The sequence below is a fragment of the Rheinheimera sp. ATLC3 genome, from assembly GCF_059429535.1.
In genome coordinates, this window is record NZ_CM182103.1 from 2,689,093 (window position 1) to 2,715,870 (window position 26,778).

The 26,778-nt window shown below is 52.6% G+C and carries 22 protein-coding genes; 16 read left to right on the forward strand and 6 right to left on the reverse strand.

The genetic code is table 11. From position 1 onward, the window contains the following. Positions 1–19: 19 nt before the first annotated feature. Complete coding sequence (locus AC5SV9_RS12495) at positions 20–565, reverse strand: NADPH-dependent FMN reductase (RefSeq protein ID WP_475149902.1); 546 nt, start codon at positions 563–565, stop codon at positions 20–22. 168 nt (positions 566–733) lie between these two features. Between AC5SV9_RS12495 and AC5SV9_RS12500 the strand changes: the two genes are divergently transcribed. Together AC5SV9_RS12500 and AC5SV9_RS12505 are read left to right on the forward strand one after the other, a co-directional pair. Further along, a complete protein-coding gene (locus tag AC5SV9_RS12500) occupies positions 734–1,423 on the forward strand; it encodes a pirin family protein (RefSeq protein WP_475149901.1) in 690 nt (229 codons plus the stop codon). Between the two features lie 97 nt (positions 1,424–1,520). Beyond that, positions 1,521–2,333, forward strand: coding sequence for a substrate-binding periplasmic protein (locus AC5SV9_RS12505; protein ID WP_475149900.1), 813 nt, complete (start codon positions 1,521–1,523; stop codon positions 2,331–2,333). Here AC5SV9_RS12505 and AC5SV9_RS12510 read toward each other — a convergent pair whose 3' ends face one another. The 4 genes from AC5SV9_RS12510 to AC5SV9_RS12525 are packed head-to-tail and all read right to left on the reverse strand — an operon-like array spanning position 2,334 to position 6,909. After that, a complete protein-coding gene (locus AC5SV9_RS12510) occupies positions 2,334–3,518 on the reverse strand; it encodes an exo-beta-N-acetylmuramidase NamZ family protein (RefSeq protein WP_475149897.1) in 1,185 nt (394 codons plus the stop codon). Further along, on the reverse strand, positions 3,515–4,450 hold the full coding sequence (murQ, locus tag AC5SV9_RS12515; protein ID WP_475149896.1) for an N-acetylmuramic acid 6-phosphate etherase: 936 nt from the start codon (positions 4,448–4,450) through the stop codon (positions 3,515–3,517). Before murQ ends, AC5SV9_RS12510 begins: the two co-directional genes overlap by 4 nt. Then, a complete protein-coding gene (locus AC5SV9_RS12520) occupies positions 4,440–5,339 on the reverse strand; it encodes a glucosamine kinase nucleotide-binding domain-containing protein (RefSeq protein ID WP_226767890.1) in 900 nt (299 codons plus the stop codon). Before AC5SV9_RS12520 ends, murQ begins: the two co-directional genes overlap by 11 nt. Before the next feature lie 4 nt (positions 5,340–5,343). Further along, positions 5,344–6,909 carry a sodium:solute symporter gene (locus tag AC5SV9_RS12525; protein WP_475149893.1) on the reverse strand — a complete coding sequence of 522 codons (1,566 nt, stop codon included), beginning with the start codon at positions 6,907–6,909 and terminating at the stop codon, positions 5,344–5,346. A gap of 171 nt (positions 6,910–7,080) precedes the next feature. Here AC5SV9_RS12525 and AC5SV9_RS12530 point away from each other — a divergent pair, with 171 nt between their 5' ends. The 12 genes from AC5SV9_RS12530 (at position 7,081) to AC5SV9_RS12585 (ending at position 24,244) form a co-directional block, all read left to right on the forward strand. Continuing rightward, the gene (locus tag AC5SV9_RS12530; protein WP_475149890.1) at positions 7,081–8,961 is read left to right on the forward strand and encodes a glycoside hydrolase family 3 N-terminal domain-containing protein; all 1,881 of its coding nucleotides are present in this window, start codon (positions 7,081–7,083) and stop codon (positions 8,959–8,961) included. After that, the gene (locus tag AC5SV9_RS12535; protein ID WP_475149887.1) at positions 8,961–10,154 is read left to right on the forward strand and encodes an acyltransferase family protein; all 1,194 of its coding nucleotides are present in this window, start codon (positions 8,961–8,963) and stop codon (positions 10,152–10,154) included. Before AC5SV9_RS12530 ends, AC5SV9_RS12535 begins: the two co-directional genes overlap by 1 nt. Positions 10,155–10,255: 101 nt before the next feature. Further along, the gene (locus AC5SV9_RS12540) at positions 10,256–11,269 is read left to right on the forward strand and encodes a LacI family DNA-binding transcriptional regulator (RefSeq protein ID WP_475149885.1); all 1,014 of its coding nucleotides are present in this window, start codon (positions 10,256–10,258) and stop codon (positions 11,267–11,269) included. Between the two features lie 150 nt (positions 11,270–11,419). Further along, positions 11,420–12,175, forward strand: coding sequence for a 3-keto-disaccharide hydrolase (locus tag AC5SV9_RS12545; protein ID WP_273021489.1), 756 nt, complete (start codon positions 11,420–11,422; stop codon positions 12,173–12,175). A 12-nt stretch (positions 12,176–12,187) separates the two neighbouring features. Continuing rightward, a complete protein-coding gene (locus AC5SV9_RS12550) occupies positions 12,188–13,090 on the forward strand; it encodes a sugar phosphate isomerase/epimerase family protein (RefSeq protein WP_273021490.1) in 903 nt (300 codons plus the stop codon). A gap of 139 nt (positions 13,091–13,229) precedes the next feature. After that, complete coding sequence (locus tag AC5SV9_RS12555) at positions 13,230–15,026, forward strand: GMC oxidoreductase (RefSeq protein ID WP_475149882.1); 1,797 nt, start codon at positions 13,230–13,232, stop codon at positions 15,024–15,026. Position 15,027: 1 nt separating this feature from the next. Continuing rightward, the gene (locus tag AC5SV9_RS12560) at positions 15,028–15,687 is read left to right on the forward strand and encodes a gluconate 2-dehydrogenase subunit 3 family protein (RefSeq protein ID WP_273021492.1); all 660 of its coding nucleotides are present in this window, start codon (positions 15,028–15,030) and stop codon (positions 15,685–15,687) included. Between the two features lie 137 nt (positions 15,688–15,824). Next, positions 15,825–18,791, forward strand: coding sequence for a TonB-dependent receptor (locus tag AC5SV9_RS12565; RefSeq protein ID WP_475149880.1), 2,967 nt, complete (start codon positions 15,825–15,827; stop codon positions 18,789–18,791). 29 nt (positions 18,792–18,820) lie between these two features. Further along, positions 18,821–21,550: a discoidin domain-containing protein gene (locus AC5SV9_RS12570; RefSeq protein ID WP_475149878.1), complete on the forward strand. Its 2,730-nt coding sequence runs from the start codon at positions 18,821–18,823 to the stop codon at positions 21,548–21,550. Between the two features lie 70 nt (positions 21,551–21,620). Then, positions 21,621–22,526, forward strand: coding sequence for a glucosamine kinase nucleotide-binding domain-containing protein (locus AC5SV9_RS12575; protein WP_475149876.1), 906 nt, complete (start codon positions 21,621–21,623; stop codon positions 22,524–22,526). Then, entirely contained in the window at positions 22,513–23,265 is a 753-nt protein-coding gene (locus tag AC5SV9_RS12580) for a copper homeostasis protein CutC (RefSeq protein ID WP_475149874.1), read from the forward strand. The genes AC5SV9_RS12575 and AC5SV9_RS12580 overlap by 14 nt, the downstream gene beginning before the upstream one ends. Next, positions 23,258–24,244: an isoaspartyl peptidase/L-asparaginase family protein gene (locus AC5SV9_RS12585; RefSeq protein ID WP_475149871.1), complete on the forward strand. Its 987-nt coding sequence runs from the start codon at positions 23,258–23,260 to the stop codon at positions 24,242–24,244. The genes AC5SV9_RS12580 and AC5SV9_RS12585 overlap by 8 nt, the downstream gene beginning before the upstream one ends. A gap of 8 nt (positions 24,245–24,252) precedes the next feature. Here the strand turns inward: AC5SV9_RS12585 and pdxR are convergent, their stop codons facing one another. Continuing rightward, positions 24,253–25,689: a MocR-like pyridoxine biosynthesis transcription factor PdxR gene (gene pdxR, locus AC5SV9_RS12590; protein WP_475149869.1), complete on the reverse strand. Its 1,437-nt coding sequence runs from the start codon at positions 25,687–25,689 to the stop codon at positions 24,253–24,255. Between the two features lie 88 nt (positions 25,690–25,777). Here pdxR and AC5SV9_RS12595 point away from each other — a divergent pair, with 88 nt between their 5' ends. Both AC5SV9_RS12595 and AC5SV9_RS12600 read left to right on the forward strand, forming a co-directional pair. After that, the gene (locus AC5SV9_RS12595; RefSeq protein WP_475149866.1) at positions 25,778–26,176 is read left to right on the forward strand and encodes a GNAT family N-acetyltransferase; all 399 of its coding nucleotides are present in this window, start codon (positions 25,778–25,780) and stop codon (positions 26,174–26,176) included. An 11-nt stretch (positions 26,177–26,187) separates the two neighbouring features. Further along, entirely contained in the window at positions 26,188–26,775 is a 588-nt protein-coding gene (locus AC5SV9_RS12600; RefSeq protein ID WP_475149863.1) for an FMN-binding negative transcriptional regulator, read from the forward strand. Positions 26,776–26,778 lie beyond the last annotated feature (3 nt).

Below are 26,778 nucleotides of genomic sequence, written 5' to 3' on the forward strand. Positions count from 1 at the left end.
AGGGCTGCAGTATGCTGACTTAACGGCTGAGTTGCTGCTGCCAGCTTAACAATGCATCAAGCTGCTTGCGCACCAGGCCCTGTATTTTCTCGTCTATCAGGTTGCCGTCAGTATCAAAACTGCCGGCAAAGGCATTAGAGAACACTTCCGGCTGGTTTAGCGGGTGCAGGTTTAAGAATACGCATACCTGACGCAGGTGGTACTGTGACCGGCTGGTACCCATGCCGCCGCCTGCGCCCATAATAGCCACCGGTTTACCGCTTAGCAGGTGGTTATCCGGTTCGCGCGAGGCCCAGTCCAGAGCGTTTTTCAGTGCCGGTGCCAGTGAATAATTGTACTCCGGGCAGGCCAGTATCAGCGCATCAGCTTCGCCCATTTGTTGCAGCAACTGTTTGACGGCGGCAGGCTTTTCAGCCAGATCTGAGTTGTAAAAAGGCACTTCCATTAAATCGGCGATATGAATTTTCATGCCATCAGGCGCATGCGCCTGAGCGTAGCGCACTAAACCGCGGTTGGTGGATTTCGCTCTTAAACTGCCACAAATAGCCAGCACATTAATACTCATTGGTTGCTCCCTGGTTTGCTGTAACGATTGTTCAGTGTAGCTTAGGTTCAGCGCGTTAGCCTGAGTTCAAATTATTTGAACATGGAGCGCAAATTATTCCGCTTTTTCTGCTGTGGCTCCGGGACTACTCTGCTTGGGTAATGTGAACCTATTTGAGGAGATAACAAAATGTTTGAGATGAGATATGCAGCAGATCGCGGCAAAGCGGATTTTGGCTGGTTACAGAGTCAGCATACGTTTTCATTCGCCAGTTACTATGACCCGGCGCAAATGGGTTTTTCTGCGCTCAGAGTGATTAACGACGATAAAGTTGCGCCAGGTGCCGGTTTTGATACCCATGGTCACAAAGACATGGAAATTTTAAGCCTGGTACTGACAGGTAAAATTGCCCACAAAGATTCGGCTGGCAATACCGAAGTGCTGCCAGCGGGTGAGTTTCAGCTGATGAGTGCAGGCCGTGGTATCTACCACAGCGAGTTTAATGCCAGCAGCGCTGAAGAGCTGAAGTTTCTGCAAATCTGGATCCAGCCAAATCAGTTTGGTGGCGAGCCGGGGTATCAGCAAAAAGATTTCGGTCAACGAGAAGGCTTAACGCTGATCCTGTCGCCGGATGGTCGGGAAGGTAGCCTGACGGTGCGGCAAAATGCGTTTTTACACCAGCTGATATTGTCACAAGCAGGCCAGCAGCAGTTACCACTGGCTGCCGGGCGCAAAGTATATATTCACCTGATAACGGGTGAGCTGGATGTGTCTGGTCATAAGTTGCAGCCGGGCGATGGTATTAAAATCAGTGAACAGGCGGCATTGCAATTAACGGCTGCTGCCGACAGCAAAGCGCTGATATTTGACCTGCCGTAATCAGGTTTGTGTTATTCAGGCAAAAAGATGGATGGTCAGACTGGTATTTTGTTAACAGTCTGCCAGACTGAGACCAGATAACAACAGGATGTTGTAGATGAAACCTTATCTGGCCGCTGCACTGTTATTGGCCGCGTCAGCTCTGGCTGGCCCGGCCATGTCTGGCGCCGGCATGGCAGAGACTGAACCCAAGCCTGCTGAGCCAACAGCAGCAACCCCAGCGTCGGTGCTGCGCTTTGTTGTGTATTACCCGCATTTCCCCCCTTATATTTATACTGAACCGCCACAGAACCAGGTTATAGGTATTATTCCTGACTTGCTGGCACCGCTGTTTGAGCAATTGCAGATACAAACGGAATATGTGCTGGATAACCGTTCCGGCGCAGAGCAGCGGCTGTACAAAGGCGATGTGGATGCAATGATGCTAAATCCGGCCTGGGCCAGGCACCCGGACAAGCTACTGTTTTCCGATGGCATTATTCCATACAACGACTATCTGTTTGCCAGTTCAAAGCAGCAGCTGCCACTGCAGAAAGCTCAATTGCAGGGTTCAAAGATATGTACCCGTGAATACTACGTTTACCCACAGCTTGAGCCTTTGTTTAACAGCGATACCCTGCTACGGATAGACTCATCCAGCCAGGAAGCACAGCTGCGTATGGTGTTTAATAACCGCTGCGATCTGGTGTATATGAACGATTTAATCGCGCGCTGGCTGGTGCAGCACAACTTTTCAGATCGCAGCCTGTACCGTTCGGGCTTATATGTGGGTAAGGCTGCATTAACTATAGCGCTGCACCCGCGTTGGCAGGCGCTGTTGCCGAAGTTGAACCGTTTTATTGAGCAGCAACAGCAAAGCGGTGAAACACAGCGCATTATCAGCCGTTATGTTACGGCCGATAACCGATAGTCAGGGGTAAAGCAGATAGGGCTGGCGCTGACGTTTAAATTGTTCCAGCTCGGTTTGCCAGCCGGCACGGATACTCGCCTCACTCAGGCCCTGCTCAATTTGCAAACGCAGTTTATCAGTGCCGGCCAGCTTGTCCATAAAAGCAGGCGAACTGAAAAATTCCGTGTTGTGGGTTTTAAACAAAGCATGCCAACGTAACAGGTAACTCAGGTCTAAACCGGCTGCTTTTGCCCGGCGCAGGTCTTCACCAAGCAAGGCTTTATTCATCAGCGGGGGTGTTAGTGCGGCACCGGGCGTTGATACCGGCATAAACTGAAAATTACCCAGGCCAAACTTATCATAGCCAATTACCTGAAACGGAAAGGGCGTGCCACGGCCAATGCTGAGCGGTGTAGCCTCGAAAAAACCCAGTGAAGGGTAAAGGGCAATCGCCTGCGCATTAGGAAGGTTAGGGCTTGGTTTTACCGGCAAGGTGTAAGGCATGGCATGCTGGTAGGCCTGCATCGGTATCACGGTAAGCTTTAACTGCTCTGCTGCCGCTATCCAGTGTTCACCTTTAATCATCAGCGCCAGTTCGCCCACTGTCATACCATGCAACAGCGGGATCGGGTGCATACCGACGAACGAGCGGAAGTTCAAATCCAGCACCGGGCCATCTGTGTAGGCGCCGTTCGGGTTGGGTCTGTCAAGTATCAGCATCGCCACCTGGTGCTCAGCCGCGGCTTCCATCACATAGTGCATCGAACTGATATAGGTATAGTAACGTACGCCGGCATCCTGAATATCAAAGATGATGATATCCAGTTGCTGCATCTGCTCGGCACTGGGTTTTTTGCTGGCGCCATATAAAGACAACAGTGGCAGGCCGGTTTTACTGTCTGTGCCGCTGCTGACTTTAGCCCCGGCATCATGATCGCCGCGAAAGCCATGTTCTGGCGCAAAGATACTGACGACATTAACGCCATGCCTGAGTAATTCATCTACCAGATGCTGCTGACCAATCAACGAGGTTTGATTAACCAGCACGCCGACTCTTTTGCCCTTTAGCAAGGGTAAGTAAAGCTCTGGTTGCTCAGCGCCGGTTTTAAACGCGGCTGCGGCTGCAGGGGCGTCTGTCTGGCTTTTACTGTCAACCTGACATGCCAGCAGGCAGCAGCTTAACAACAGCAATACCAGCGGTTTCATGCCGGTTTATCCTGCTCTAACACTTTACGGATAAAGCCATGTTGCTGCTTAAGCTGTGTTTTGCAGTGCTCAATGCTCTGTCCGCTTAAAATATGCAGTATCGCCAGTTTGGCACTCATATCGGCCGCTTTTAGTGCATCGCGTGCAATTTGTGGCTCGCAATCGGTGGCCTGAATAACAATACGTACGGCACGGGCGACCAGTTTTTCGTTGCTGGCATGCAAATCTACCATCAGGTTCTGATATACCTTGCCGCTACGGATCATCGCGGTAGTCGTCAGCATGTTCAGAATAAGTTTTTGTGCCGTGCCGGCTTTCATCCGGGTAGAACCGGTAACCACTTCCGGCCCGACAACGGCACAGATGCCGGCGTCAGCGGCAGTCAGCACCGGCGCATTCGCATTGCAGCTGATAGCGGCGGTGAAACAGCCCAGGCTGCGGGCATAGGCCAGGCCACCCAACACATAAGGGGTGCGGCCACTGGCTGCGATACCAATCAGAATGTCATTTTTGCACAGGTCAATTCGCTTTAAATCGTCTACCGCCAGGTCAGGATTGTCCTCTGCACCTTCTACGGCTTTGTACACTGCACCGTTGCCACCGGCAATCAGGGCTACCACCTGGGAAGAGGGAACGCTGTAAGTTGGCGGACATTCTACTGCATCCAGAATACCCAGGCGGCCACTGGTACCGGCACCGAGATACACCAGACGGCCGCCGGCAGCAAAGGCCGTAACGATGCGGTCGGCAACGGCTGCAACATCGCTCAGACAGCTTTGCAGGCTGTGGGCAACGGTTTGATCTTCAGCGTTAATGCGCTGCACGATTTCCAGGCTCGATAACAGGTCAATATCCCAGCTGTCGGGGTTACGCGCTTCAGAGCTCATGGCGTCAAGCTGTTGTAATAAAGCGTCCTGTGGGTTATTCATCATGATGTTGTCCTGAAATGGTGTTGTTCTGTAATGGTGTCGTCAGAGTTGAAGCCAGAATTAATGCGCCATCCAGCGCACTGCCGCGTGCATTTTGCAGCAAAGCGCGGCTCTGGCTGTTTAGCAGTGGTGCAGTAACCTCTGCCAGGCCGCCGAGTAAAACAACCGGCAGCTCAAACTGTTCGCGGGCCCGCCACAGCAGTTGCTGTACCGCTTCTGTATGGCGTTTAAGCAGCATATCGGCTATGTCACAACGCCCGGCATGGCTGAAAACCAAAGGTGCCAGCGCAGCATAATCATTCGGGCTGGCGGTTTTTAGCCAGGGCAGTAACGTGGCGTCATCTTCACCGATTTGCAACGCCACGGCGTTCAGTAGCGGGCTGGTAATGCCTGCTATGCTATCCACCTGCCACAGCAACTCGCGTACGGCTTGTTTACCGAGCCAGGCTCCGCCGCCTTCATCGCCGATATTAAAGCCCCAGCCACCGACCTGGCGCTCGGTGCCGTCGGCCAGTAAACGCATGGCAACTGAACCTGTACCTAGTGCCACAACCAGTACCGGCTGGCCCAGATTAGCGCCGTAAAGTGAGGTTTTGGCGTCGGTGGTTAATAAAAAGCCGGCATAGTGTTTTGCCAGCTGCTGGCTGGCCTGTAAATGCTGTTGTGGATTACCGGCACCGGCCAGGCCCATTACTGCAATGGCCTGTTTGCTGCTGATACCGGCTTGCTGGCACAGGCTGTTACTGAGCAGGTTGATATTACTCAATGCCAGTGAAAAATCATTCGTCAGCGAGGCCGGGCCGGCCTGTTGCTGCCAGCTTTGGCTTGTTGCCTGGTTGGTCAGCCGGGCCAGAGTTTTGCTGCCACCACCATCGACAGTCAGGATCCACATATTGTTATTCCTCTTTCACAGCCGCTGTGCTGCTTGCTTTACCTGCTAAGCACACCAGTGTTGCGATAACAGTGCCAATACACAGCTGCCAGGTAAAACCCAGGTCAAGTGCGGCCAGCGTCGGGCTGAGGTGCTGTAAAATATAAGGTTGTAATACTAAAGTGACTGCAAAGCCACTCAGCAGCGCTGCGGTGACCGAGTAACGGTTACCGCGCTTACTGAACAGGGCGGTGAAAAACACTCCCAGTAAACCGCTATATGAAAACACCATCACACTCAGCGCAAATGCCAGCAATGGCATATCAGAATATTGCTGCCAGTAAAAACACAATACGGCCATCAGTGACAACGTAATAGCTGTACCGAGCATGCCAAACTGGCCGGCACGGACAAAATGTTGCTCGCTGGTACTGGCATCGCGCTTTAATTTCCACGGCTTGTACATATCGGCAACCAGAACCGACGACATAGAATTCAGGCCTGAGGTAATAGTCGATAAGGCTGCAGCTATAACGCCAACCACCACCAGCCCGCGCAGGCCTGACGGCATTTCATTAAGCACGTAATACATAAATACGGTTACTTTTTCACCGGCAAAGCTGTCGGCAAAACGTTGCGCCGGCTGATAAAGATCTGGCCGCTGGTAAAAAATGTACAGTAAAAACCCTATCAGAATAAATACCAGCATAGTGGGTATTACCATCAGCGCTGAACTTAACAGCGCCCGCGCACCGGCTTTGCTGTCTTTACAGGTCAGTACGCGTTGTGTCATGTCCTGATCCAGGCCAAAAGCGGCAATATTCAGTAAGATAAACCCGGTTAGCGCCGACCACATATTAAATACACCGCCGGAGCTGACATCAAAACGCCAGTCGAACAGCAGAAGCTTTGACGTACCACCCTCTACCGGCTGCTGCAACGCCTGTACCAAGGTAGCAAAGTCAACGTTGATACTGTAATACAGGTAGCCTAGTACCAGCAGTGCCGCCAGCACATAGACAGCGCACTGCAGCGCATCGGTATAGATAACAGAACGGATACCACCTGCTACAGTACAAGCCAGACCAATAACGGCCAGCAGAGCAATCGCTGCCAGCACACTGCTGGCCTGAATGTTGTTAAACAGCAACATCGCAACGGCAATGGCAGCCATATACAGCCTTGCACCGCTGGCAAAAATACGGCCGAACAGGTACATCTTGCCGGCATGATCTTTGGCACTGGCACCAAAGCGTTGCTCCAACAGTTCATACACTGTGGTCACTTTTAATTGATAATAACGCGGCAGTAAAAATTTAATGACGATAAACGTTGCAATGAGGGCGCCGATATTGGTAGCCAGGTAGCTGAGGTTACCGCGAAAGCCCATATCCGGTCCGCCCAGAAAGGTGGCGGCAGATTGCGAGGTGGCCAGCACCGACACGGCAACTACCCATACCGGCATACTGTTTGCTGCGAGGAAATAATCATTGCTGCTGCCGGCTTTGCGCCGGTTTACCGACCAGCCCACCAGCGCCAATAGCGCGAAGTAGCCAAAAAATACCGTCCAGTCCAGTACCGTCAGTTGCATGTCATACCCGTTAGCGTGAAAAAGTACTTAACCATACCATAATGTATAGTGCATGAGTAAAGTATTCATTTAGATTTTACTTGAATGAATAAATTATTTTTGTTGTACTGCATCCTGCTTTCGACACAATAACAGGATACCGCCGTGATGGTTCTCACTTTCAGGAATGCTATGTCATGCTTAAACCGCGCTTCACTGCTGTTACTCAGTCTCTGCAGTTTCACCTTACCGGCGTTAGCTATGGCTGCTGATAGCAACGTGCCTAAAGCCAGCGTTAAACAGATGCTGGGGCAGAAATTGATGCTTGACCTGCGCTATTACTGTGAAGAAGCGCCGGTTAATGGCCAGTGCCGCACAGCGATGACTAAACTGCCGGTTGAACTGGCGAACCTTATCCGCGACTACGATATCGGCGGCGTTATTCTGTTTGCGGAGAATTTGCAGGATGTCGCACAAATTGTGCAGTTAAACCGTGACATGCAAACCGCAGCGGCGGCGTCGGCTTTGAAACTACCACTGTTTATCAGCATTGATCAGGAAGGTGGCCGGGTCGCCCGCTTGCCACGCAGTCTGGCAACCTCTTTTGCCGGCAATATGGCGATTGGTGCAACTTATAGTGCTTTCGGCACAGCTTTCGCCACTGAAGTGGGCCGGGTACTGGCCGATGAACTGCTGCCGCTGGGTATAAACCTGAATTTTGCCCCGACCATTGATGTTAACGTTAACCCGCAAAACCCGGTAATTAATGTGCGTGCTTTTGGTGAAGATCCCGCCATGGTGGCTGACCTGGGAGGGGCCATGACTGCGGCGATGCAGCAGCGTGGCATGATAGCCGCACTGAAACACTTTCCGGGCCATGGTGATACCGAGGTAGACAGCCATCTGGGCCTGCCGCGGGTAGAGCATAGCATTGAGCAAATCCGTAAAGTCGATTTACTGCCATTTGCCAACATAATAAAGCAGCATAATCCCGGTATGATCATGACAGCGCATATTCAATACCCGGCACTGGATAACAGCACCTTTGTCTCCAAAGACGGTGAGAGCATGCTAAAACCGGCTACGCTGTCACGCAAAATTCTGCACGGCGTATTGCGCGAAGATATGGGCTATAACGGCGTTATCGTAACAGATGCGTTGGACATGGCGGGGATCAGCAAGTTTTTTAGCCACACTGAAGCCGTAGTACAAACCTTTGCTGCCGGTGCCGACATTGCACTGATGCCAGTTAAGCTGCAGCATCCGGGCGAGTTGCAGGCTCTGTCAGAGCTGCTGACTGCGCTGGAGAGCGCAGTGCAATCCGGTGCGCTTGATCAAACTGAACTGGCACAGTCTTACCAGCGCATTGTTGCGCTAAAACAGCAGTATCCATTGCTGCCAACTGAAAAAACACCTGCACAGCAAATTAAAAAAGCACAGCAGGCGCTTGGCAATGCAAAGCACCGCCAAGCCGAGTTAGCACTGGCCAAAGCGGCTCTGACACAGGTAAAACCCACCGCAGGTTACTTGCCGTTTAAACTTACCGAAACAAAGAAACTGTTACTGGTGATGCCGGATCAGACTAAAGCGAAAGCATTGTCGGCGGCCTTGCAGCACTACAGCAAACAGCATTTTTCGATAGACACGATAAGCCTGCAGCAAACCGATTTAACCGACGCTGGCGCTAAAATTGCTGCAGCGGATGTGGTGATTAGTGGCTTTATCGCACCGATGCAAAGCCTGGCCGATATTGGCGGTATGGATGACTTAACCGGTGTTGCTAACATAGCGGCGGCGTATGAGAGGCAGACGCTGCAATATGAAACCTTACTGCCGCAAATTAAAGCGCGGAAAAAGCCGCATGTCTTTTTAAGCCTGCGTGCGCCTTATGATATCAGCCGCTATGGCAGCTATGCAGATATTGTGCTGGCCAGCTACGCCTATAACACCGCAGAAGATGCCACAGCAATGAATGCCGGCAATGCGACCTATGAAGCGATTGCGCAGGCGCTACTTGGACAATACAGTTTAACCGGTGCTTTGCCGGTAACCGTATCGCAGGCCGCGAACTGATGCTGGCAGCTATCCGGCAGCATTGCCAGGCTATTTTAGCCGCGGTACCGGCTAACCGCATGCTTGCACTTGATGTGCTGCGCGGCCTGACCATTACCGCGATGATCCTGGTTAATAACCCCGGTAGCTGGAGCTACGTTTACAGCCCGCTGTTGCATGCCAAATGGCACGGCTGGACCTTTACCGACCTGATTTTTCCGTTTTTTATTGTCATTGTTGGCATGTCACTGCAACTTAGTCTGCAGCGACAGCAGACAGCCACAAAAGCTGCACTGTTAAAACACGCTTTACTGCGTTCGGTTAAGCTGTACCTGCTGGGGCTGTTTCTGGTGCTGTTTTACTATAATTTCCGCGACCCTTCCTACAATTACATCGAGCAGAAACTGATGGCAGTGCGGGCGCTGGGAGTATTGCAACGCATTGCGCTGGTGTACTTTTTTACTATGTTAATAGCGCTGTACTGCGCTACGCGCGGCCGCATTATTGCTATGTTAATGTTGTGTGCGCTGTATCTGGCCGCAATGTGGTATTTACCGTACCAGGACGCATACGGCCAGCAGTTTGTTGGTTTACTGGAGTTTGGCAACAGCTTTGCTGCCTGGCTTGATCATACTGTACTGGGTGCGCAGCATGTGTATTACCGCACCGCGACGCCCTTTGCGTTTGATCCGGAAGGCCTGTGGTCAACACTGCCGGCCATCGCCAGCTGTGTCAGTGGTTTACTGATAGCGCAGTGGTTGCAGGCGCAGCGCACACTGGTGCAAAAAGCCCGTGGTTTGTTGCTGTGTGGCGTGGTCGCCGTATGGCTGGCAGAACTGTGGCATTTCTCATTGCCGATTAATAAAAGTTTATGGACGCCGAGCTTTGTACTGCTAAGCAGCGGATATTGTGCCATTGCGCTGGCCGCCTGCCTGTGGCTGTGCGATATCAAAAAATACCGCTTATGGAGCGCACCTTTTGTGGTATTCGGTGCCAATGCCATTTTATTTTTTATGTTTGCCGGTATTGCCGCCCGTTTGCTCGGCATGATCCCGGTAGGCGATATCTCGCTGCAAAGCTGGTTGTTCAGTAACCTGTATCAGCCGGCTTTTGGCAACTATAACGGTTCACTGGCCTTTGCCATCAGCTTTTTACTGCTGTCGTATCTGCTGATGCACTGGTGCTACAAGCGTGGCATTTTTTTAAAGGTATGATGCGTTAAAAGCGGCATATTTTTAGTTCGGGCACCTGAGTTCTGGCAATTTTTATGTGTGCAGATTAAGGTACGATGAAGTAAAGCTAAAACGATACCAGCATGAGCACCATCAGGATTGTTTCCAAACTCGCCGGCGTATCTACCGCAACGGTATCGCGCACACTGAAAAACCCGGAGCTGGTATCGCCGGACACCCGGCAACGCGTTATGCAGGCAGTGCAAAGTGCCGGTTACCGGCCAAATCAGCTGGCACGTAATTTCAGCTCAGGTAAGGCTTATGCAGTGGTGGTGCTGGTGCCTAATGTCGCTAACCCATTTTTTTCCCGTGTGATCCGCGGCATTGAGCAGGAAGCCCAGGCCTGTGGCTATGCGGTATTGCTGGGGGATACTCAGGGCAGCGTCAGCCGTGAGCAGGAATATGCCCGCATGGGCCTGACCAGCCAGGCGGATGGCTTAATTCAACTTGATAGCCGTTATCCGTTTTCCGAGGAAGATCGCAAGCTGGCGGCGACAGTGCCTTTTGTTAATGCCTGTGAGCGCATCGATGAACCCGCCGGTTATCCGGTGGTTGAGTTGGATAACCGCGGCGCGGCCCGCGCCCTGACACAGCATTTGCTTGATCTAAACCTGAAAAGACTGGCGGTGATTACCGGGCCGGCGCATAGCCCCATAGTGCGTGACCGTTTAGCAGGCATGAAAGATGCGCTGCTCGGTGCGGGCTTAACATTAGCGGCTAATGCTGTGGTGGAAGGGGATTTCAGCATGCAATCGGGCCATGAAGCCGCACTGCGTTTACTACAGCAGCCAGAGCGGGCGCAGGCTATTTTTTGCATGAATGATGAAATGGCCATTGGCGCTATGCGTTGTCTGCGACAGCATGGGCTGCGTGTGCCGCAGGATATTGCGATAGCAGGTTTTGACAATATTGAGTTTGCTGCCTTCACCGAGCCCAGCCTGACGACTATCGATCAACCCGCAGAGCAGTTAGGCCGGCAGGCGATGCGCGCACTGTATCAACTGATGAGAGGCGAGCCTTTAGCCCAGCAGCATATGATGCTGTCATACAGGCTGGTGGTGCGTGACAGCACGGCAATAATCACGGATAAAAAATAACCAATCCCGCTTGACAAAATTCCGCCAGAGATTTAGGTTAAATGATGTAACCGGTTTCATTGGGCAGCCACAGAGTTGCCTGTATCACAATAAATATAACAAGCCATACCGGCCTGCAGTTATACCGGTGTCAGCAAGGGGAGAGTGAGGGTGAATAAAACCAACTCAGGGGCAGTTGTGCGTGCCGTGGCACAATGTCTGTTATGCATTGTGGTGGCTGGCTGTAAACCTGCCTCAACCAGTACTGAAAGCGCTGCAACCACTGCGCCTGTTACTGACACAAAAACAAGCACTGACGCACAATCTTCCGGCAGCTGGCAATGGCTGTTTAATGGTGAGTCTGTCGAGGCCTGGACAGGTAAAGACGGCAAAGCCATTGCTGAACAATGGCAAATAATTGATGACGCGCTGGTGCTAACTGCAGCTGGCGGTGGTGCCATTGTCAGTAAACAGAGTTTTACCGATTTTGAGCTGGAGTTGGCGTGGCAAATCGCTGCATCGGGCAACAGTGGTATCTTTTACAAAGTCGCCGGGCCAGACAGCGAAATACGTTCGGGTGGTTTAGAGTACCAGTTGCTGGATAATGATAACTATCCAGGTCACGATAATCCTGTTCATTTTACCGCTGCATTATTTGATATTTACCCGCCTGAGCTTGACGCCCATTTACCTGCCGGCAGCTGGAACAATACACGCATTGTCGTGCGCTACCCGCATGTCGAGCACTGGCTGAATGGCAAGCTGGTACTGCAGTTTGAATTAGGCTCTGCTGACTGGCAAAAGCGGGCGGCACAAAGCAAGTTTGCTCCCGAACATGTGTTGGGAGCCGATGAACCCGGACATATCATGCTGCAGGATCATGGCGACAGAATTGCGTTTCGCCAGATCCGTATCCGAGCGCTATAACAGGGACCCGCTATGCATTCTACTGACATTAAACGCCGCCAATTTTTACGCCTTGCCGCAGCAGCCGGTCTGACTTGCCAGTTGCCGCTTAGCTGGCAGCTGCTGGCATCTGAGCCATCTGAGCCGAAGATCTCGCTGGCGCAGTGGTCTTTGCACCGCCAACTGCGCGCCGGTCAGCTTAAGGTACTGGATTTTGCAGTAAAAACCCGGCGCGATTTTCAGCTGGGCGCAGTTGAATATGTTAATCAGTTTTTTGCCGACAAAGCGCAGGACCAGCCGTTTTTGCGCCAGTTAAAGCAGCGCGCCGATGACAGCGGTGTCCGCAGTTTGCTGATTATGGTCGATGCTGAAGGTGATCTGGCTGCTATAGACCAAAAGCAGCGGCAACAGGCGGTAGAAAATCATTATAAATGGGTCGAAGCAGCTGCTTTTCTGGGCTGTCATGCGATACGCGTCAGTATCGCTGATCACGCTACAACGGATGCTGAAAAAATGCAGCAGGCTGCTGTGCAAGGTTTGCAGCAACTGGCCGCTTTTGCCAAGCCTTTTGGCATCAGCATCATTGTTGAGAACCATATGGGGCACTCGATGCATGCCAGCTGGCTGGCGACAGTGCTGCAGCAGGCTGGGAATGCAGGCAGTTTGCCGGATTTTGGTAATTTCAGTGGTGACAAATATCAGGGTATGCAATTGCTGCTGCCCTATGCCAAAGGGGTCAGTGCAAAGAGTTATGCATTTGATGCCTCAGGTGCTGAAACCAGCATTGATTATCAACGCATGTGGCAGCTGATCCAGGCATCAGGCTATCAGGGCTATATCGGTATCGAGTACGAAGGTCAGAATGCTGACGAAGATGCCGGTATCCGGGCTACCAGAGATTTATTGCTGGCTGTCGCCAGCCATGCCGGACGTTAAGGCTGCCCTGAACGTCCGGTATTTTTGGGTTTTGCGTGTAACCGGTTACATGTGTAACCAGAGCAGGCAAAAACCGCACCGGTAAAAATATTATAACAAGGCACATTACTGCAAAGTGTGCAGACGAGGAGAGCGCAAGATGTCAGGACCGTCCGGACAACAGGAATATGATGTAATAGTGGTCGGCTCAGGGGCCGGTGGTGGTATGTCGGCATTGATACTCAGCATTGCCGGTTTAAAGGTGTTGATGCTAGAGGCCGGCCGTCATTACGACCCGGTAACAGAAACACCGATGTTTAATCTGCCAAAAGAAGCGCCGCTGCGTGGCGCCAGCACGCCGGATAAACCCTTCGGTTTTTATGACGCTACCATTGACGGCGGCTGGCAAGTACCGGGTGAGCCTTATACCCAGGCCAGCCGTGATCCACAGCAGCGTTTTGACTGGTGGCGCGCCCGCATGCTCGGCGGGCGCACCAATCACTGGGGCCGTATTTCACTGCGCAACGGCGAGTATGATTTTAAACCCTACAGCCGAGATGGGTTAGGGCTTGACTGGCCGATAAGCTATGCCGACTTAGCGCCTTATTACGATAAAACTGAAATGTTAATTGGTGTATACGGTGAAACCGGTCATGGCCTGGAAAACACACCGGACTCGCCAGAGGGCATTTTACAACCGGCGCCCAAACCGCGTGCTTATGAGCTGCTGGCAAAGAAATCCTGTGACGAGCTGAATATTCCGGTGATCCCGGCACATCTGGCTATTTTAAGTCAGCGCCAGGATCACACCCGCTTGCCTGCAAAATTGTTTCCAAACAGCGCGTTGGGGCAAAAAGTAGTTGCTGATTCTATGCAATCCCGCGCGGCCTGTTTTTGGGCGACGCCTTGTGGCCGTGGCTGTTCGATTAAGGCCAATTTTCAGTCGACCACGGTGTTAATTCCACCGGCACTGGCCACCGGTAACCTGACCATTATCACTGATGCCATGGTTCGCGAAGTGACCCTGAACAAAGCCGGTAAGGCTGACGGCGTCATTTATATTGATAAAAACAGCCGTCAGGAAGTGAAAGTAAAAGGCCGTGCTGTCGTTGTCGCGGCCAGTGCAGCTGAAACGGCGCGGATCTTTCTTAATTCACGTAGCCCGCTATTCCCCGATGGTATCGCCAACAGTTCCGGTCTGGTTGGCAAATACCTGATGGATACGGTTGGCGCGGGTGTCAGTGGGCAGATCCCGGCACTGGAAAACCTGCCTCCGATGAACGAAGACGGTGCGTCTGGTATGCATTTGTATCAGCCGTGGTGGCTATACAAACAACAAAAGGCAGGCAAGCTGAATTTTGCCCGTGGTTATCATATTGAAATGAGCGGTGGCCGGGGCATGCCGGGCGCGGGTGCTTTTGGTGGGCTGCAGAGCTTTACTGAGGGCGCATACGGCGCCGACTTTAAGCAGGCGTGCCGGCGTTATTACGGCACCTTTGTTCACTTTGCCGGACGTGGTGAAATGATACCGAATGAAAACAGCTACGCGGAACTGGATCCGACGGTCGTCGATCAGTGGGGGATACCGGTACTGAAATTTCACTGGCAGTGGTCAGAGCATGAGATCAATCAGGCCGTGCATATGCAAAAAACCTTTGCTGACATTATTACCGGTATGGGTGGCAAGGTAACCAGCAATATCGAAACCGATGGTCGTAAGGCTATTGCCAGCGGCGGCTCCATTATTCATGAAGTCGGCGGCACTATTATGGGCGCTGACCGCAGAAAATCGGTGCTGAACCAGCACTGCCAGGCCTGGGATGTGCCCAATCTTTTTGTTGCTGACGGTGCGCCTTTCGCGTCAAACGCCGATAAAAACCCCACCCTGACTATTCTGGCGCTGGCCTGGCGCACCAGTGATTACATTGTTGAGCAGTTCAAGCAAAGGAATATTTAACATGGCACACGACAAACAAACCCAGATCACTAATGTTAAACGCCGTGATGCATTAAAGCTGCTGGCAACGGCGGCTGTCGCTATGCCGGTAATGAGCATGGCAAGCCATGCAGCTGCGGTAACAGCGAAAACCAAAGGCGCCGAACTGATTTACCGGCCGACCGATCCTGACATGTTAAAGCCGATTGTACCCTGGTCGATGACGCTGACCCAGGCCGAGCTGGATGATTTAGCGGTGCTGGCTGACATTATTATTCCGGCTGATGCGCAGTCGCCTTCAGCTGCCAGTCTTGGTGCCCAGCACTTTATCAATGAATGGGTCAGTGCACCTTACCCGCAGCAGAAAGCAGATTTGGTATTGGTGCGTGGCGGCTTGGTCTGGCTAAACGCCGAAGCGAAAAAGCGGTTTGACAAAGCCTTTGCAAAGCTAAGTCCCGACCAGCAGCGACAAATTTGTGACGATATCTGTTTTGAACCCAAAGCTGCTGCCCACTTAAAACACGGTGCGCGCTTTTTTGCCAAAGTGCGCGACTTAACGGCTACCGCGTTTTACACCACTGAACCCGGTATGGCCGACATCGGCTATATCGGCAATAAACCCATGCCCAGTTTTGACGGCCCATCTGACGAAGTGCTGCGCAAGCTGAAACTAAAAAGTTAAATCTGGCCCTCTGCGTTCAGAGGGCTACTCAATCTGACACAAGTGATAGAAGACAGGGTTCTGATTGCGTTTAGGCAGTAAGAGAAACTCATTGCTCAGAACAATAGTTAAAACTAGAAAAATGAGAGCAACACACTATGTACAGTAAAAACGGGTACAACAAAACGGGGAATACCATGCAGCCGGTCAGGCTGCGCAAACACCGGTTAGCGCAGGCGGTAAGCCTTAGCCTGCTGTTAACTGCCGGCAGCAACCTGGCATTAGCGCAGGAAGCTGAGCCCACGGCAGAAACCAAAGCCGAAGCTGAAATTGAGGTAGTACAGGTTCGGGGGATCCGGGCCAGTATGGCTGAGAATATGGCGATAAAACGGTTATCCAGTGCGGTGGTCGATGCGATTACCGCTGAGGATATCGGTAAGTTTCCGGATAAAAACGTGGCTGATTCATTGCAGCGGGTACCAGGGGTTGTGATCCAGCGCGATGGTGGTGAGGGCTCAACAGTCAGTATCCGCGGCTTATCGTCCGATCTGACCTTTACCCAGTTAAACGGTAACTTTATTGCATCGTCACCCGGCGAGCCGTCACGTTCCTTTGATTACACCTTGCTGCCGTCGGCGATGATCCAGACCGTTGAAGTGTTTAAATCGCCCGAAGCCAGGCTGGACGCTGGTGGGGTCGGCGGTACGGTATTGCTGCATACTCGTAAACCGTTCGATATGGACGCCAATTCCGGTGTACTGAATATTGAATCAACTTATGCTGATGTTACCGACAAACATGAGCCACAGTTTACCGGCGTATATTCCTGGAAAAACGACGCTGAGAGCCTGGGGTTATTGGTGGGGTATACCCGGCAAAACCGCACCAGCCGGGTGTTGGCAGGCGGCACAGATTCAAATGTCTGGCGCTGGAGCGGCGTGGCAGACGCAGCCGTTGATGTGAATGGCAACCCGGTAGACAACAACAATAACTGGGCAGCCCTGACCGATGCTCAGGGTAATGTTTACAATGGTGTTTGGTTTCCACAGGTAGCGCGCGTTGGTGTTACCAAGGAAGAGCGCGAGCGCGAAGGTTTGCAGCTTACCGGGCAGTGGCGCCCCACCGACCGCATAGAGCTGGGGTTTAACTACTTTGGTTTTACCCTGGGCCAGGATAGAACCCGTTCAGTGGTGTCGATGCCTGAGTGGTCATTAAACCCTAATTTTCTTACCGGCGTTACGCTGGATGCTTCAGGTACCATTATCACCGGCATGGATTATACCGTCGGCGCCGGCGGTGCAGAAAATGACCTGCAGTTTCCCTGGATGAACGGCAGTTATGTGCGCGAGGAATCAACCTCTGATACCTTCGATTTTAACTTCAGCTATGAAGGTGACAGCTACCGGCTGAAACTGGTTGCCGGTAACACGGAAGCAAAAGGTGGGCCGACCGAAAGCTGGGATGTCGCGTATAAAAGCTCCAATTGGGGTGAAAACCAGCCCTTCATTGAGAATGCGGCGCAATATGCAGGCTGGTCGCTTGGGGATCGTATGTCAATGTATATGGACCCAAACACCCTGACCAATTTGCTAAACGGTGTTGGCGGTGGGCGTGATCCGGGTTCATCAAACTCCAGCTTTGTGCGCAGCACGCTGGAAGAGCGCTACTATCAGCTGGATGTCGATTTTGATGTCGAATGGGGCATTTTCACGCTGATCCGCAGCGGTTTAAAATTCCGTGATGCCAAGTTACACCGCGAAACCGGTAATAATTTCTTTCTGGCACCGGATTTTGATATCGAAGGTGCGCTGGCCAGCGGCCGTGGTATCGATCAGTTTGACAGTTATCAATGGAACGGCGGTATGCCGCTGGCAAGAGATGTATTAAAACCAGAGGGCGAAGGCAATATTGCCGGAGGCTTTGACATTAACCTGATGCCGGTTGTCGACTGGGATAAGTACCGCGACATTATATTAAGCAACTACAAACCCTATACCCGGATTGAAGACAATTTTGTCTACAATATCCGCGAAAAAGGCCAGGCATTTTACCTGCAGGGCGATTTCAGCTTCGGCGATTTTCGCGGTAATACCGGTGTGCGGATAGTCAAAACCAAAACCACCGGCGAATCGACCGATTTATACACCTATTTCCTTGATCACACCGACGATGTAACCGGTTTACCTGTTACCGGCGATGCCCGTTTTGTTGAAAACTGGCAGCTGATATCGCAAACCAGTGAAGAAACCTATGTGTTACCCAGCCTGAATCTGGTGTGGGACGCCAGCGAAAATCTGGTGGTGCGCGGTGCATTGGCCAAAGTGATGTCGCCGCCGGGTTACAGCGATCTGGGTAGCCAGGAGCGTATTAGTTTTGTTTCAGACGAATGGGCAGATGACCGTGCCGCTTTTAATACCCAACCCGGTTTTAGCGGCAGTGGCGGTAATAAAAACCTGAAACCGTTTGAATCGATGCAGGCTGACTTGTCGATAGAATATTACTACGGCACCGGCTCGGCAGTGGGCATGGCACTGTTTTACAAAGATGTAGATAACTTCGTGGTGCCACTGGTGATTGACTCGGTACGCGATTTTGCCGGTGAGCCAGGCGTAGTGGAGCCAGGACAGATCACTATCAGCCCTTACAGCACTGTTGGTAATGGCTCTAATGCCAAGTCGCAGGGGGTTGAGCTGTTTATCCAGCATGCGTTTGAGAATGGCTTCGGCATAAATGCCAACTACACCTACAACAAAACGAACCAGGCAGATGTGAACGTCGATGGCGAGAAATTCGGCGAGTCGCCGCTGGTAGGCAGTGCTAAGTACCAGTACAACCTGTCTGCATTTTATGAGACAGATGATTACAGCATCCGTGCGTCTTACAACAAACGTGGCGAAACAGTGCTGGGCATTAACAGCGGCTTAAACGTGTATCAGGACCCTTACGACCAGATAGATGTCAATGCTTCCTATGCCCTGACAGAGCGGTGGTTGCTCACGGCATCGGTTATCAACCTGACCAAATCTGAATCAACATCGAGGTTAGGTAACGATACCGATGCACGTTTTTTAAACAACAGCTACTCTGGCCGGCGCTACTACGCAGGTATCACGTTTAACTTCTGAACCAGGCAGATAAAGAGGCGGAATAAATAATGAAAACAATACAAAAACGTCAGCTGCTGTGTGCGATGACTGCGGCTTTAGCACTGTTAACCGGCTGCGATAGTGGCGACACGCCAGATGCAAATGATGCACCGGCACCGGTATCAACCTCTGCAGAGATTGACGCCAGTGCAGTAAAAGGCATTTTAACCGGCGCGGCAGTTAGTGTCAGTGCGTTAAACGGTACTACGGTAAACAGTACTGCAATTCAAACCGACAGCAGTGGCAAAGCGTCGTTAACGCTGACTTCTGCACCGGGTTATGCTTTTAGCGCAGTGCATAAACTCGCTGTTACTTCTAACGCTGACAGCCTTATGCTGTGTGATCTCCGTCTGTGTGGAGACACAGCTTTGGGCGGTGACGTCAGCGCAGACGCGCTTGGCGCTGTAACATTGACTAACCTGTTCTGGTTAAAAGCACCGCTTGGCGCTGCTGCCGATGGCACAGCGGAGGCTTCGGTGCAGGTAAATGCACTGACCACCTTTGCCAGCCAGTTGCTGGAAGCAGCAATTGCCGGTGGGCGCAATGTATCTGCTTTGGCGACGTTGGAACCGGCACAGCTGGAATACTCTGCTCAGCTGCTGCGTATTCTCGGTGTTGACATGCCGGCCATTAATTTGATGCAACAACCGCTGCAAAGTGCTGATAACGCGGAAAACTTTGCTCAAAGCAGCAACCAGCTGATAAGGCTGTCTTTTGTCAATGCGGCCTTCGCTCACATTGATGCTGATGCAACGCTGGCTGACAGTTTTGCGGCGGCGGCTACGCAGGTGGCGCTGGCGGCAGAGGGCGATGAAACAGCCGCCACTGCTTTGCGCCAGCAGTTGCTTGATGCGTTGCAAGGCCACCCGGTACTGGCACAGTTGGGATTAACCCCGGATAGCATTATTGATATTGAACTGCCACTGGTGGTGGCAGATAACAGTAGCGGGCCTATTCGTGAATACACCACGGCGGCTTATCTGGCCGGGGCACAAATAAGTTACCGCGGTGCTATCAGTGACAGTGAAAGCGGCGATCAGGCCTTTGACGGCAACGCCGAGACGAAATGGCTGGATAATACCGCTGTGCCTACTGCAGAAGCTCCCGCCTGGTTAACACTGCAGTTTGCCGAGGCGCAAGCCGTCAGCGTGCTATCGATCACCAGTGCTAATGATGCGCCAGACCGCGATCCGGAAAACTTCAACCTGCAGGCTTCCAATGATGGAGAAAGTTGGTTGACGCTTGGGCAATGGGCCGGTGTTAGCTTTGAAGGTCGCTTTACTGCGCAGGATTTTGCCTTTAATAACAGCCTGCCGTATCGCTATTACCGGCTAAATATCACCAAAAACAAAGGTGATACCAACTTAATGCAACTGGCCGAAATACAGCTGTTTGGCCCGGTTTATCCGGACCAGATCCAGCAAGGCGGTAGCATCAGCGCCCGAGGTGCTATCGGTGATGCAGAGCGTGCCGAAATGGCCTTTGATGGCTTGCTCAGCACTAAGTGGCTGGACAACACCGCAGTGCCAACGGCAGAACAGCCTTCCTGGGTGCAAATTCAGTTTAGCGACGCCACAGCTGTTAGCAGCCTGGCGATCAGTAGCGCCAATGACGCACCAGAGCGCGATCCGGAAAACTTTAACCTGCAGGCATCGAATGACGGTGTGAGCTGGCTGACATTGGGCGAATGGGCTGGCGAGAGCTTTGACAGCCGCGGCCAGCGCAGGTTATTCAGCACCACTAATAGCCTGGCTTATCAGTACTACCGGCTTAATATCAGCAAAAACAAAGGTGATAACAGCTTAATGCAAATTGCTGAAATTGAGCTTATCGGCCCGGCAGTACCGGCGTTGAATCACGCTTTAACAGCAACAGAGGTAACGTCAAGCGGCGCTATCAGTGATGCTGAAGCAGCTGACTATGCGTTTGACGGTGACAGCCAGACAAAGTGGCTGGACAACACGGCAGTACCATCGGCAGAAGCACCAGCCTGGGCTGCCGTTGTACTGGCAGAGCCGCAGGCCGTAAATATGCTGGCGTTGGTTAGCGCCAACGATGCACCGGAGCGTGATCCGGAGAACTTCAGCCTGTTGGCATCGAATGACGGCGAATACTGGGTTAGCCTGGGTCAGTGGGCCGGTATCAGTTTTAGTGAGCGCGCCGAGCGGCAAACGTTTGCGGTGGCTAATGCAATGGGCTATCACCATTACCGGCTGAATATCACTAAAAACAAAGGTGATAACAGCTTAATGCAGGTAGCTGAAATTGAGCTGATAGGCCCGCAGGTTCAAGCGCAGGATCACAGTGATAATGCTGCTGCCGGGGTGACAGAGCGCGCTGCAATAAGTGATGGCGAAGCCGGTACTATGGCATTTGACAACAACCCGGCAACCAAATGGCTGGATAATAGCGGCGTACCCTCGGTTGAAGCGCCCTCCTGGTTGGAAATCAGCTTACCACAGCCGGTGATTGTGAATACCTTTGCCATCACCAGTGCTAACGACGCGCCGGAGCGCGATCCGGAGAACTTCCGGCTGCTTGGTTCAAACGATGGTGAAAGCTGGCAACAGCTGGGAGACTGGGCTGGTGAAAGCTTTGCTGCCCGGGCTGAGCGGCGCAGCTTCAGCTTGCTTAATGGCCGCAGTTTCAGCCATTACCGCATTGAAATCACAAAAAACAAAGGTGATAACAGTTTAATGCAGGTAGCAGAGTTTGAGCTGATTGGGCCCGTGCTTTAAGCTAAAAGCAATGTTGGCACACAAAGGCGCAGCTTATGCTGCGCCTTTTCTGATAAAGGTAGTCTGACGGATGTTAAGTGAAAGCGCTGCGCTGTTCGCCGGTATTGATGCCGGCGGCAGTCATTGCCGGGTAAGGCTGGAAGATGAGAGTGGTAAATTGCTTGGAGAAGGCCACTCCGGCGCGGCAAACCTGGGGCTGGGTTGGCCACGGGTTGAAGCTAATGTTTGGCAGGCGCTGAATGCCGCTTTACAGCAGGCCGGGCTGGACAGCAATGCTTACGGGCGTTTGCATGTCGGCGCAGGTTTCGCCGGGGCGCATCTGGCAGTGTTAAAAACCACTGCACTACAGTGGCAGCACCCCTTTACCAGTTGGCATGTTACCACCGACTTACATGCAGCCTGTTACGGCGCCCATGGTGGTGGGGCAGGCAGTGTCATTATTCTTGGCACCGGTTTTAGTGCTATCGGGCTGACTGGGCAGGATGAAACCCTGCTGGGTGGCTATGGCTTTCCAATCAATGCGGTTTGTAGCGGTGCCGGCTTGGGCTTGCAAGCGGTGCAGGCCGTGTTGCTGGCGCTTGACGGTCTGGCGCCTGCAACCCGGTTAAGCGGCTTACTACAACAACACTTTGACGGTGGTGCGGCGCTGATGGCTGAGCAACTGCTGCAGGCTACCCCTCAGCAGTATGCTGAACTGGCACCTTTGGTGTTTCAGGCTGCTGACAGCGGTGATGCGGTAGCGCTGAATATGTTGCAACAGGCGTTAGATTTTATTGCCACGCTGAAGCGGCAGTTGCCAGCAGGGCGTTGTTGCCTGCTTGGTGGAGTGGGCCAGCGTTTACAGACGTACCTGCCCGCAGCACGGCACGGCAGCTTTGCGTTGCCGCTGGCACCGGCAACGGTAGGAGCGATTTATTATGCCCGTCAACAACTGGCACGGGCAGAGCAGGAGGCAAGGCTGCATGGCGCAAATTGAAATTTGTCTGGATAGTGACAGCCGGTATCTGACTACGAATATCCAGACAGTGTGTGCCGCTGGTATCGACAGCATTGAGTTGTGCAGCCAGATGGCGCAACAGGGGCTGTCGGTTGGCGCCGAGGCGTTAGCACAGGCCCGGCAGGCCTGTAATTCACATACACAATTATGGGTAATGCTCAGACCAAGAGCCGGCAATTTCATCTACTCGGTGACAGAGCAGCAGCAGATACAGGCGCAGCTACAGCAAGCAGCGCAGCTAGGCGCTGACGGCATAGTGGTTGGTGCACTTACAGCTGATGCTCAGCCGGATATGCCGTTTTTAACGCTGCTGCTACAGCAATGCCGGCAACTGGGCCTGGCGTGCACTTTTCACCGGGCTTTTGATGCCTGCAGCAGCCCCGCTAACGCAGTTGAGCAGCTGCTGGCCTTGGGTGTGCAGCGCATTCTCAGCAACGGCACGCCGTGGCAGCAACAACACAGCATAACGTTGGGCACACGGCAGTTGGCAGCTTTGCAGCAGTATATTGACCGCCGGCTGATGCTGGTAGCAGGTGGCGGGGTTACGCTGGCTAATTTGCCACAGCTGCAACAAACCCTTCAGGGCAATGCGCAGCTATGCTGGCATTTGCACTCCGCGGTTCTAACCGAAGGCAAAGTAGATGCGGCGAAGCTTGAACAACTGCAGCAGTGCGTAGCTAAGCCGGTAAACAAACAACATGGAGAAGCCGATGCTTAAACGGCGTTATTTTTTAAAACTCAGCGCGATGTTTGGTGCCGGTGTTTCGGCTTCGGCATTATTACCGGGGTGTGCAGCTGTGGCCGCACCGGCGCGAAAGCCCGTGGTGATAAGTACCTGGGACTTTGGCATGCAGGCGAACGAGGTCGCATTTAGGTTGTTGCAGCAAGGCGCCCGCGCAGTGGATGCAGTGCAGCGTGGCGTAATGCTGACAGAGGCTGACCCGACTGAGCGCAGTGTGGGTTATGGAGGCCGGCCGGATCGCGACGGAAAAGTCACTTTGGATGCCTGCATTATGGATGAATTCGCCAATATAGGTGCTGTCGCTGCCTTGCAGCAGATTAAACATCCGGTAGCCGTAGCGCGGGCCGTAATGGAACATACCCCGCATGTGATGCTGGTCGGCCAGGGCGCGCTTGATTTTGCGCTGACACAGGGCTTTACCGCCGAGAATTTACTGACAGCTGAGTCGGAGCAAGAATGGCGGCAGTGGCTCAAAGATGCCAACTACCGGCCAATTGTTAATATCGAAAACCATGACACCATAGGTATGCTGGCGCTGGACAGCCATGGCAACTTAGGCGGTGCCTGTACCACCAGTGGCATGGCGTTTAAAATGCACGGCCGGGTAGGCGACTCGCCCATTATTGGCGCCGGGCTCTATGTTGATAACGAAATCGGCGCAGCCACCGCCACCGGTCATGGCGAAGAAGTGATCCGGGTAACGGGATCTTTTCTGGTGGTAGAGCTGATGCGTCAGGGGTACAGCCCGCAGCAGGCATGCGAGCAGGCCGTGCAGCGGATCTACCACAAGCTAAAACTGCGTAACGGCAATATTGCTGACACTCAAATTGGCTTTATTGCGCTGAATAAACAGGGTGAATATGGCAGCTACTGCCTGCAGCCGGGGTTTAATTACGCTGTGCAGCAACCGGGCGGCAGTAAACTGTACCCAGCGGCGGCTTTGCTCAGTGGCTAATAAGCTGCTCAAGTCTGTTCCGGCAAAGCCTGCCGGCTTAAAGCGATCAACTGTTGTAGCGCAGCGGCTAATTCCACCTGGTTGCTGTTGGCAATACCGATCACCAAACCATAACGCGGCGTAGCACTGAATATATAGCGGCTCAGTGGCTGGGCTTTTATACCATGCAGGCTAAGCCCGGCCAGTAGTTGGCCTTCGTCAATTGGCTGTGGAAACTCCAATACCAGATGCAAACCTGCTTCCGTCGCGTGTAAGCGGCAATCTGGCAATCCCTGCTGTAATATGCTGATAGCTAACAGTTTATTTTGCTGATAATAGCGGCGCATTTTTCTCAGGTGGCGGCCAAAGTGGCCTTCGCTGATAAAATCAGCCAGTACCGCCTGCGTCAGCAGTGCCACATCACCATGTAATGCCTGCACTATCGCCGCAGCCTGTGCTATAACCGCACGCGGCGCGACCAAATACCCTAGCCTGAGTGCCGGGAATAACGTTTTACTGAATGAGCCGGCAAACAGTACGCCCTCTCCGCCCGCCAGACCTTGCAGGCTGGCGACAGGGCGGTGCCGGTATTGGAATTCACTGTCGTAGTCATCTTCTACCAGCCAGATAGCGTGCTGTTTTGCCCAGTCCAGCAATGCCAGCCGCTGGCTTAGTGGCATAATACCGCCCAGCGGATATTGGTGCCCCGGTGTTAGGAACAATGCTTTAGCCTGGCACGGCGATGGCAGAGCGTTGATGTTCAGCCCTTCAGTTGAAGCCGCATCCAGATGTGTTATGTGTAACTGACACAGTTGCAGCGCCTGTTTTAGCCTGGGATAACCCGGTGTTTCCATCAGCACACTATCACCGGCACGGGCCACCAGTTTAGCGGCGACAAACAGCGCCTGCTGCGCCCCGGCAGTGATCAGAATGTTGTGTTCATCACAGACAACCTGGCGTGACTGACGTAAATACGGCACCAAAGCTTGTCGCAGTGGCAAATAACCTAAAGGGTCGGCAAAGCCGTGCAGAGCGGCGCGGTTGCCATGTCGTTGCTGCAGCCGCTGCCATATAGCGTAGGGGAATAACTGCAGTGCCGGTACGCCTGGTTGCAGTGTACCGTTTACCGGCCCATGTTTTAGTGGCAGGTTGTAATGGTTTAATGACAGGCTGTGATCTGTATAAAGCTGCGTGTCTGCGGGCTGAAAATACTGTTCTGGTAACTCGCACACCCGGTAACCCCGGCCTGGCAGGCCCTCGATATAGCCCTCAGCGACCAGTTGCTGCAATACCTGATTTACCGTATTACGGCTTAAGCACAAATCAGCGGCCAACTGCCGGCTTGATGGCAGCAGCGCGCCGCCCGGCCATTGGCCGAATAACATGGGTTGTTTTAATGAGCGGTATAACTGCTGTTGCAGGCTACCCTCGCCATCCAGCAGCAGGCTGTCTGTCAGTAAACGCAACTGGATCTCCTATTTTGTAAAAACTGGTGCTTTTTAAAGTACCAGTTTACTCAGTAAGCTGTAAAAAACGCAATCAGGAGGCTAAGACGTGACATTACACATACAGCAGGAAACACACTTTAATCTGGATGAGATGCTGGCGCTTTATCAGGCATCGGGCATCAACCGCCCGATAGCTGACCGCGAGCGGATGGCCATTATGTTGGCCAGTAGTAATTTATTAATCACCGCCAGGCTAGACGGAAAACTGCTTGGCCTGGCGCGTTGTTTAACTGACCGGGCTTATGTGGTGTATATCTGCGATTTACTGGTCGATAAAACCTATCAGCAGCAAGGCATCGGTAAGGCATTACTGGCTGCGGTGCAGCAAGCTACGGGGCCGCAGGTACAGCAGCTTTTACGCAGTGCGCCTTCTGCCATGCAGTATTATCCCAAAGTCGGCTTCAGTGCTATTGATAATGCTTTTCATATCCAGCGTCAGTACTAAAGGAGCTGACAGTGTATCCGCCGCCATATTACCAAACAGACGACATTGCACAATTGCAGGCATTTTTGCAGCAGCATTACTTTGGCCTGCTGTTGAGCCACAGTGGCGGTATTGCATATACGCCGCTGCCGTTTTTATTTGACTGGCAGGGTGAAGCAGCTAAAGCTTACTGCCATCTGGCCCGCAATAACCCACAGCTTAACCATCTGGACGGGAAAGAGGTCAGCATAGTTATCCTGGGGCCGCATGCTTTTGTACCAGCCAGTTGCTACCAACAGCAACCTGCAGTCTCTACCTGGAATTATACTCTGGCAGAGCTTACAGGCACCGCACGGCTGCTTGATCATCAGCAGACACTGGCATTGGTACGAAAACAGGAAGCACACAGCGCTCCTGGTATGCTGCAGGCGGCTGATTATCAACAAAAACTGGTGCAGGCGATAGTCGGGGTTGATATCGATATAAGCCAGATGCACGGGCGCTTTAAGTTGTCGCAGAATAAATCGCCAGCAGAAAAACAGGCCGTGATGAGTTATTTACAGCAAACCGAGCAACCCGCTACCGTATGGCAGTTGATGCTGAGGGCCTGCGCGAACTAACTC

Excerpts from the sequence above, each read along its gene's own strand:
- AC5SV9_RS12495 (WP_475149902.1), bottom strand. The coding sequence starts at position 565 with ATGAGTATTAATGTGCTGGCTATTTGTGGCAGTTTAAGAGCGAAATCC.
- AC5SV9_RS12500 (WP_475149901.1), top strand. The coding sequence starts at position 734 with ATGTTTGAGATGAGATATGCAGCAGATCGCGGCAAAGCGGATTTTGGC.
- AC5SV9_RS12505 (WP_475149900.1), top strand. The coding sequence starts at position 1,521 with ATGAAACCTTATCTGGCCGCTGCACTGTTATTGGCCGCGTCAGCTCTG.
- AC5SV9_RS12510 (WP_475149897.1), bottom strand. The coding sequence starts at position 3,518 with ATGAAACCGCTGGTATTGCTGTTGTTAAGCTGCTGCCTGCTGGCATGT.
- murQ (WP_475149896.1), bottom strand. The coding sequence starts at position 4,450 with ATGATGAATAACCCACAGGACGCTTTATTACAACAGCTTGACGCCATG.
- AC5SV9_RS12520 (WP_226767890.1), bottom strand. The coding sequence starts at position 5,339 with ATGTGGATCCTGACTGTCGATGGTGGTGGCAGCAAAACTCTGGCCCGG.
- AC5SV9_RS12525 (WP_475149893.1), bottom strand. The coding sequence starts at position 6,909 with ATGCAACTGACGGTACTGGACTGGACGGTATTTTTTGGCTACTTCGCG.
- AC5SV9_RS12530 (WP_475149890.1), top strand. The coding sequence starts at position 7,081 with ATGTCATGCTTAAACCGCGCTTCACTGCTGTTACTCAGTCTCTGCAGT.
- AC5SV9_RS12535 (WP_475149887.1), top strand. The coding sequence starts at position 8,961 with ATGCTGGCAGCTATCCGGCAGCATTGCCAGGCTATTTTAGCCGCGGTA.
- AC5SV9_RS12540 (WP_475149885.1), top strand. The coding sequence starts at position 10,256 with ATGAGCACCATCAGGATTGTTTCCAAACTCGCCGGCGTATCTACCGCA.
- AC5SV9_RS12550 (WP_273021490.1), top strand. The coding sequence starts at position 12,188 with ATGCATTCTACTGACATTAAACGCCGCCAATTTTTACGCCTTGCCGCA.
- AC5SV9_RS12555 (WP_475149882.1), top strand. The coding sequence starts at position 13,230 with ATGTCAGGACCGTCCGGACAACAGGAATATGATGTAATAGTGGTCGGC.
- AC5SV9_RS12560 (WP_273021492.1), top strand. The coding sequence starts at position 15,028 with ATGGCACACGACAAACAAACCCAGATCACTAATGTTAAACGCCGTGAT.
- AC5SV9_RS12565 (WP_475149880.1), top strand. The coding sequence starts at position 15,825 with ATGTACAGTAAAAACGGGTACAACAAAACGGGGAATACCATGCAGCCG.
- AC5SV9_RS12570 (WP_475149878.1), top strand. The coding sequence starts at position 18,821 with ATGAAAACAATACAAAAACGTCAGCTGCTGTGTGCGATGACTGCGGCT.
- AC5SV9_RS12575 (WP_475149876.1), top strand. The coding sequence starts at position 21,621 with ATGTTAAGTGAAAGCGCTGCGCTGTTCGCCGGTATTGATGCCGGCGGC.
- AC5SV9_RS12580 (WP_475149874.1), top strand. The coding sequence starts at position 22,513 with ATGGCGCAAATTGAAATTTGTCTGGATAGTGACAGCCGGTATCTGACT.
- AC5SV9_RS12585 (WP_475149871.1), top strand. The coding sequence starts at position 23,258 with ATGCTTAAACGGCGTTATTTTTTAAAACTCAGCGCGATGTTTGGTGCC.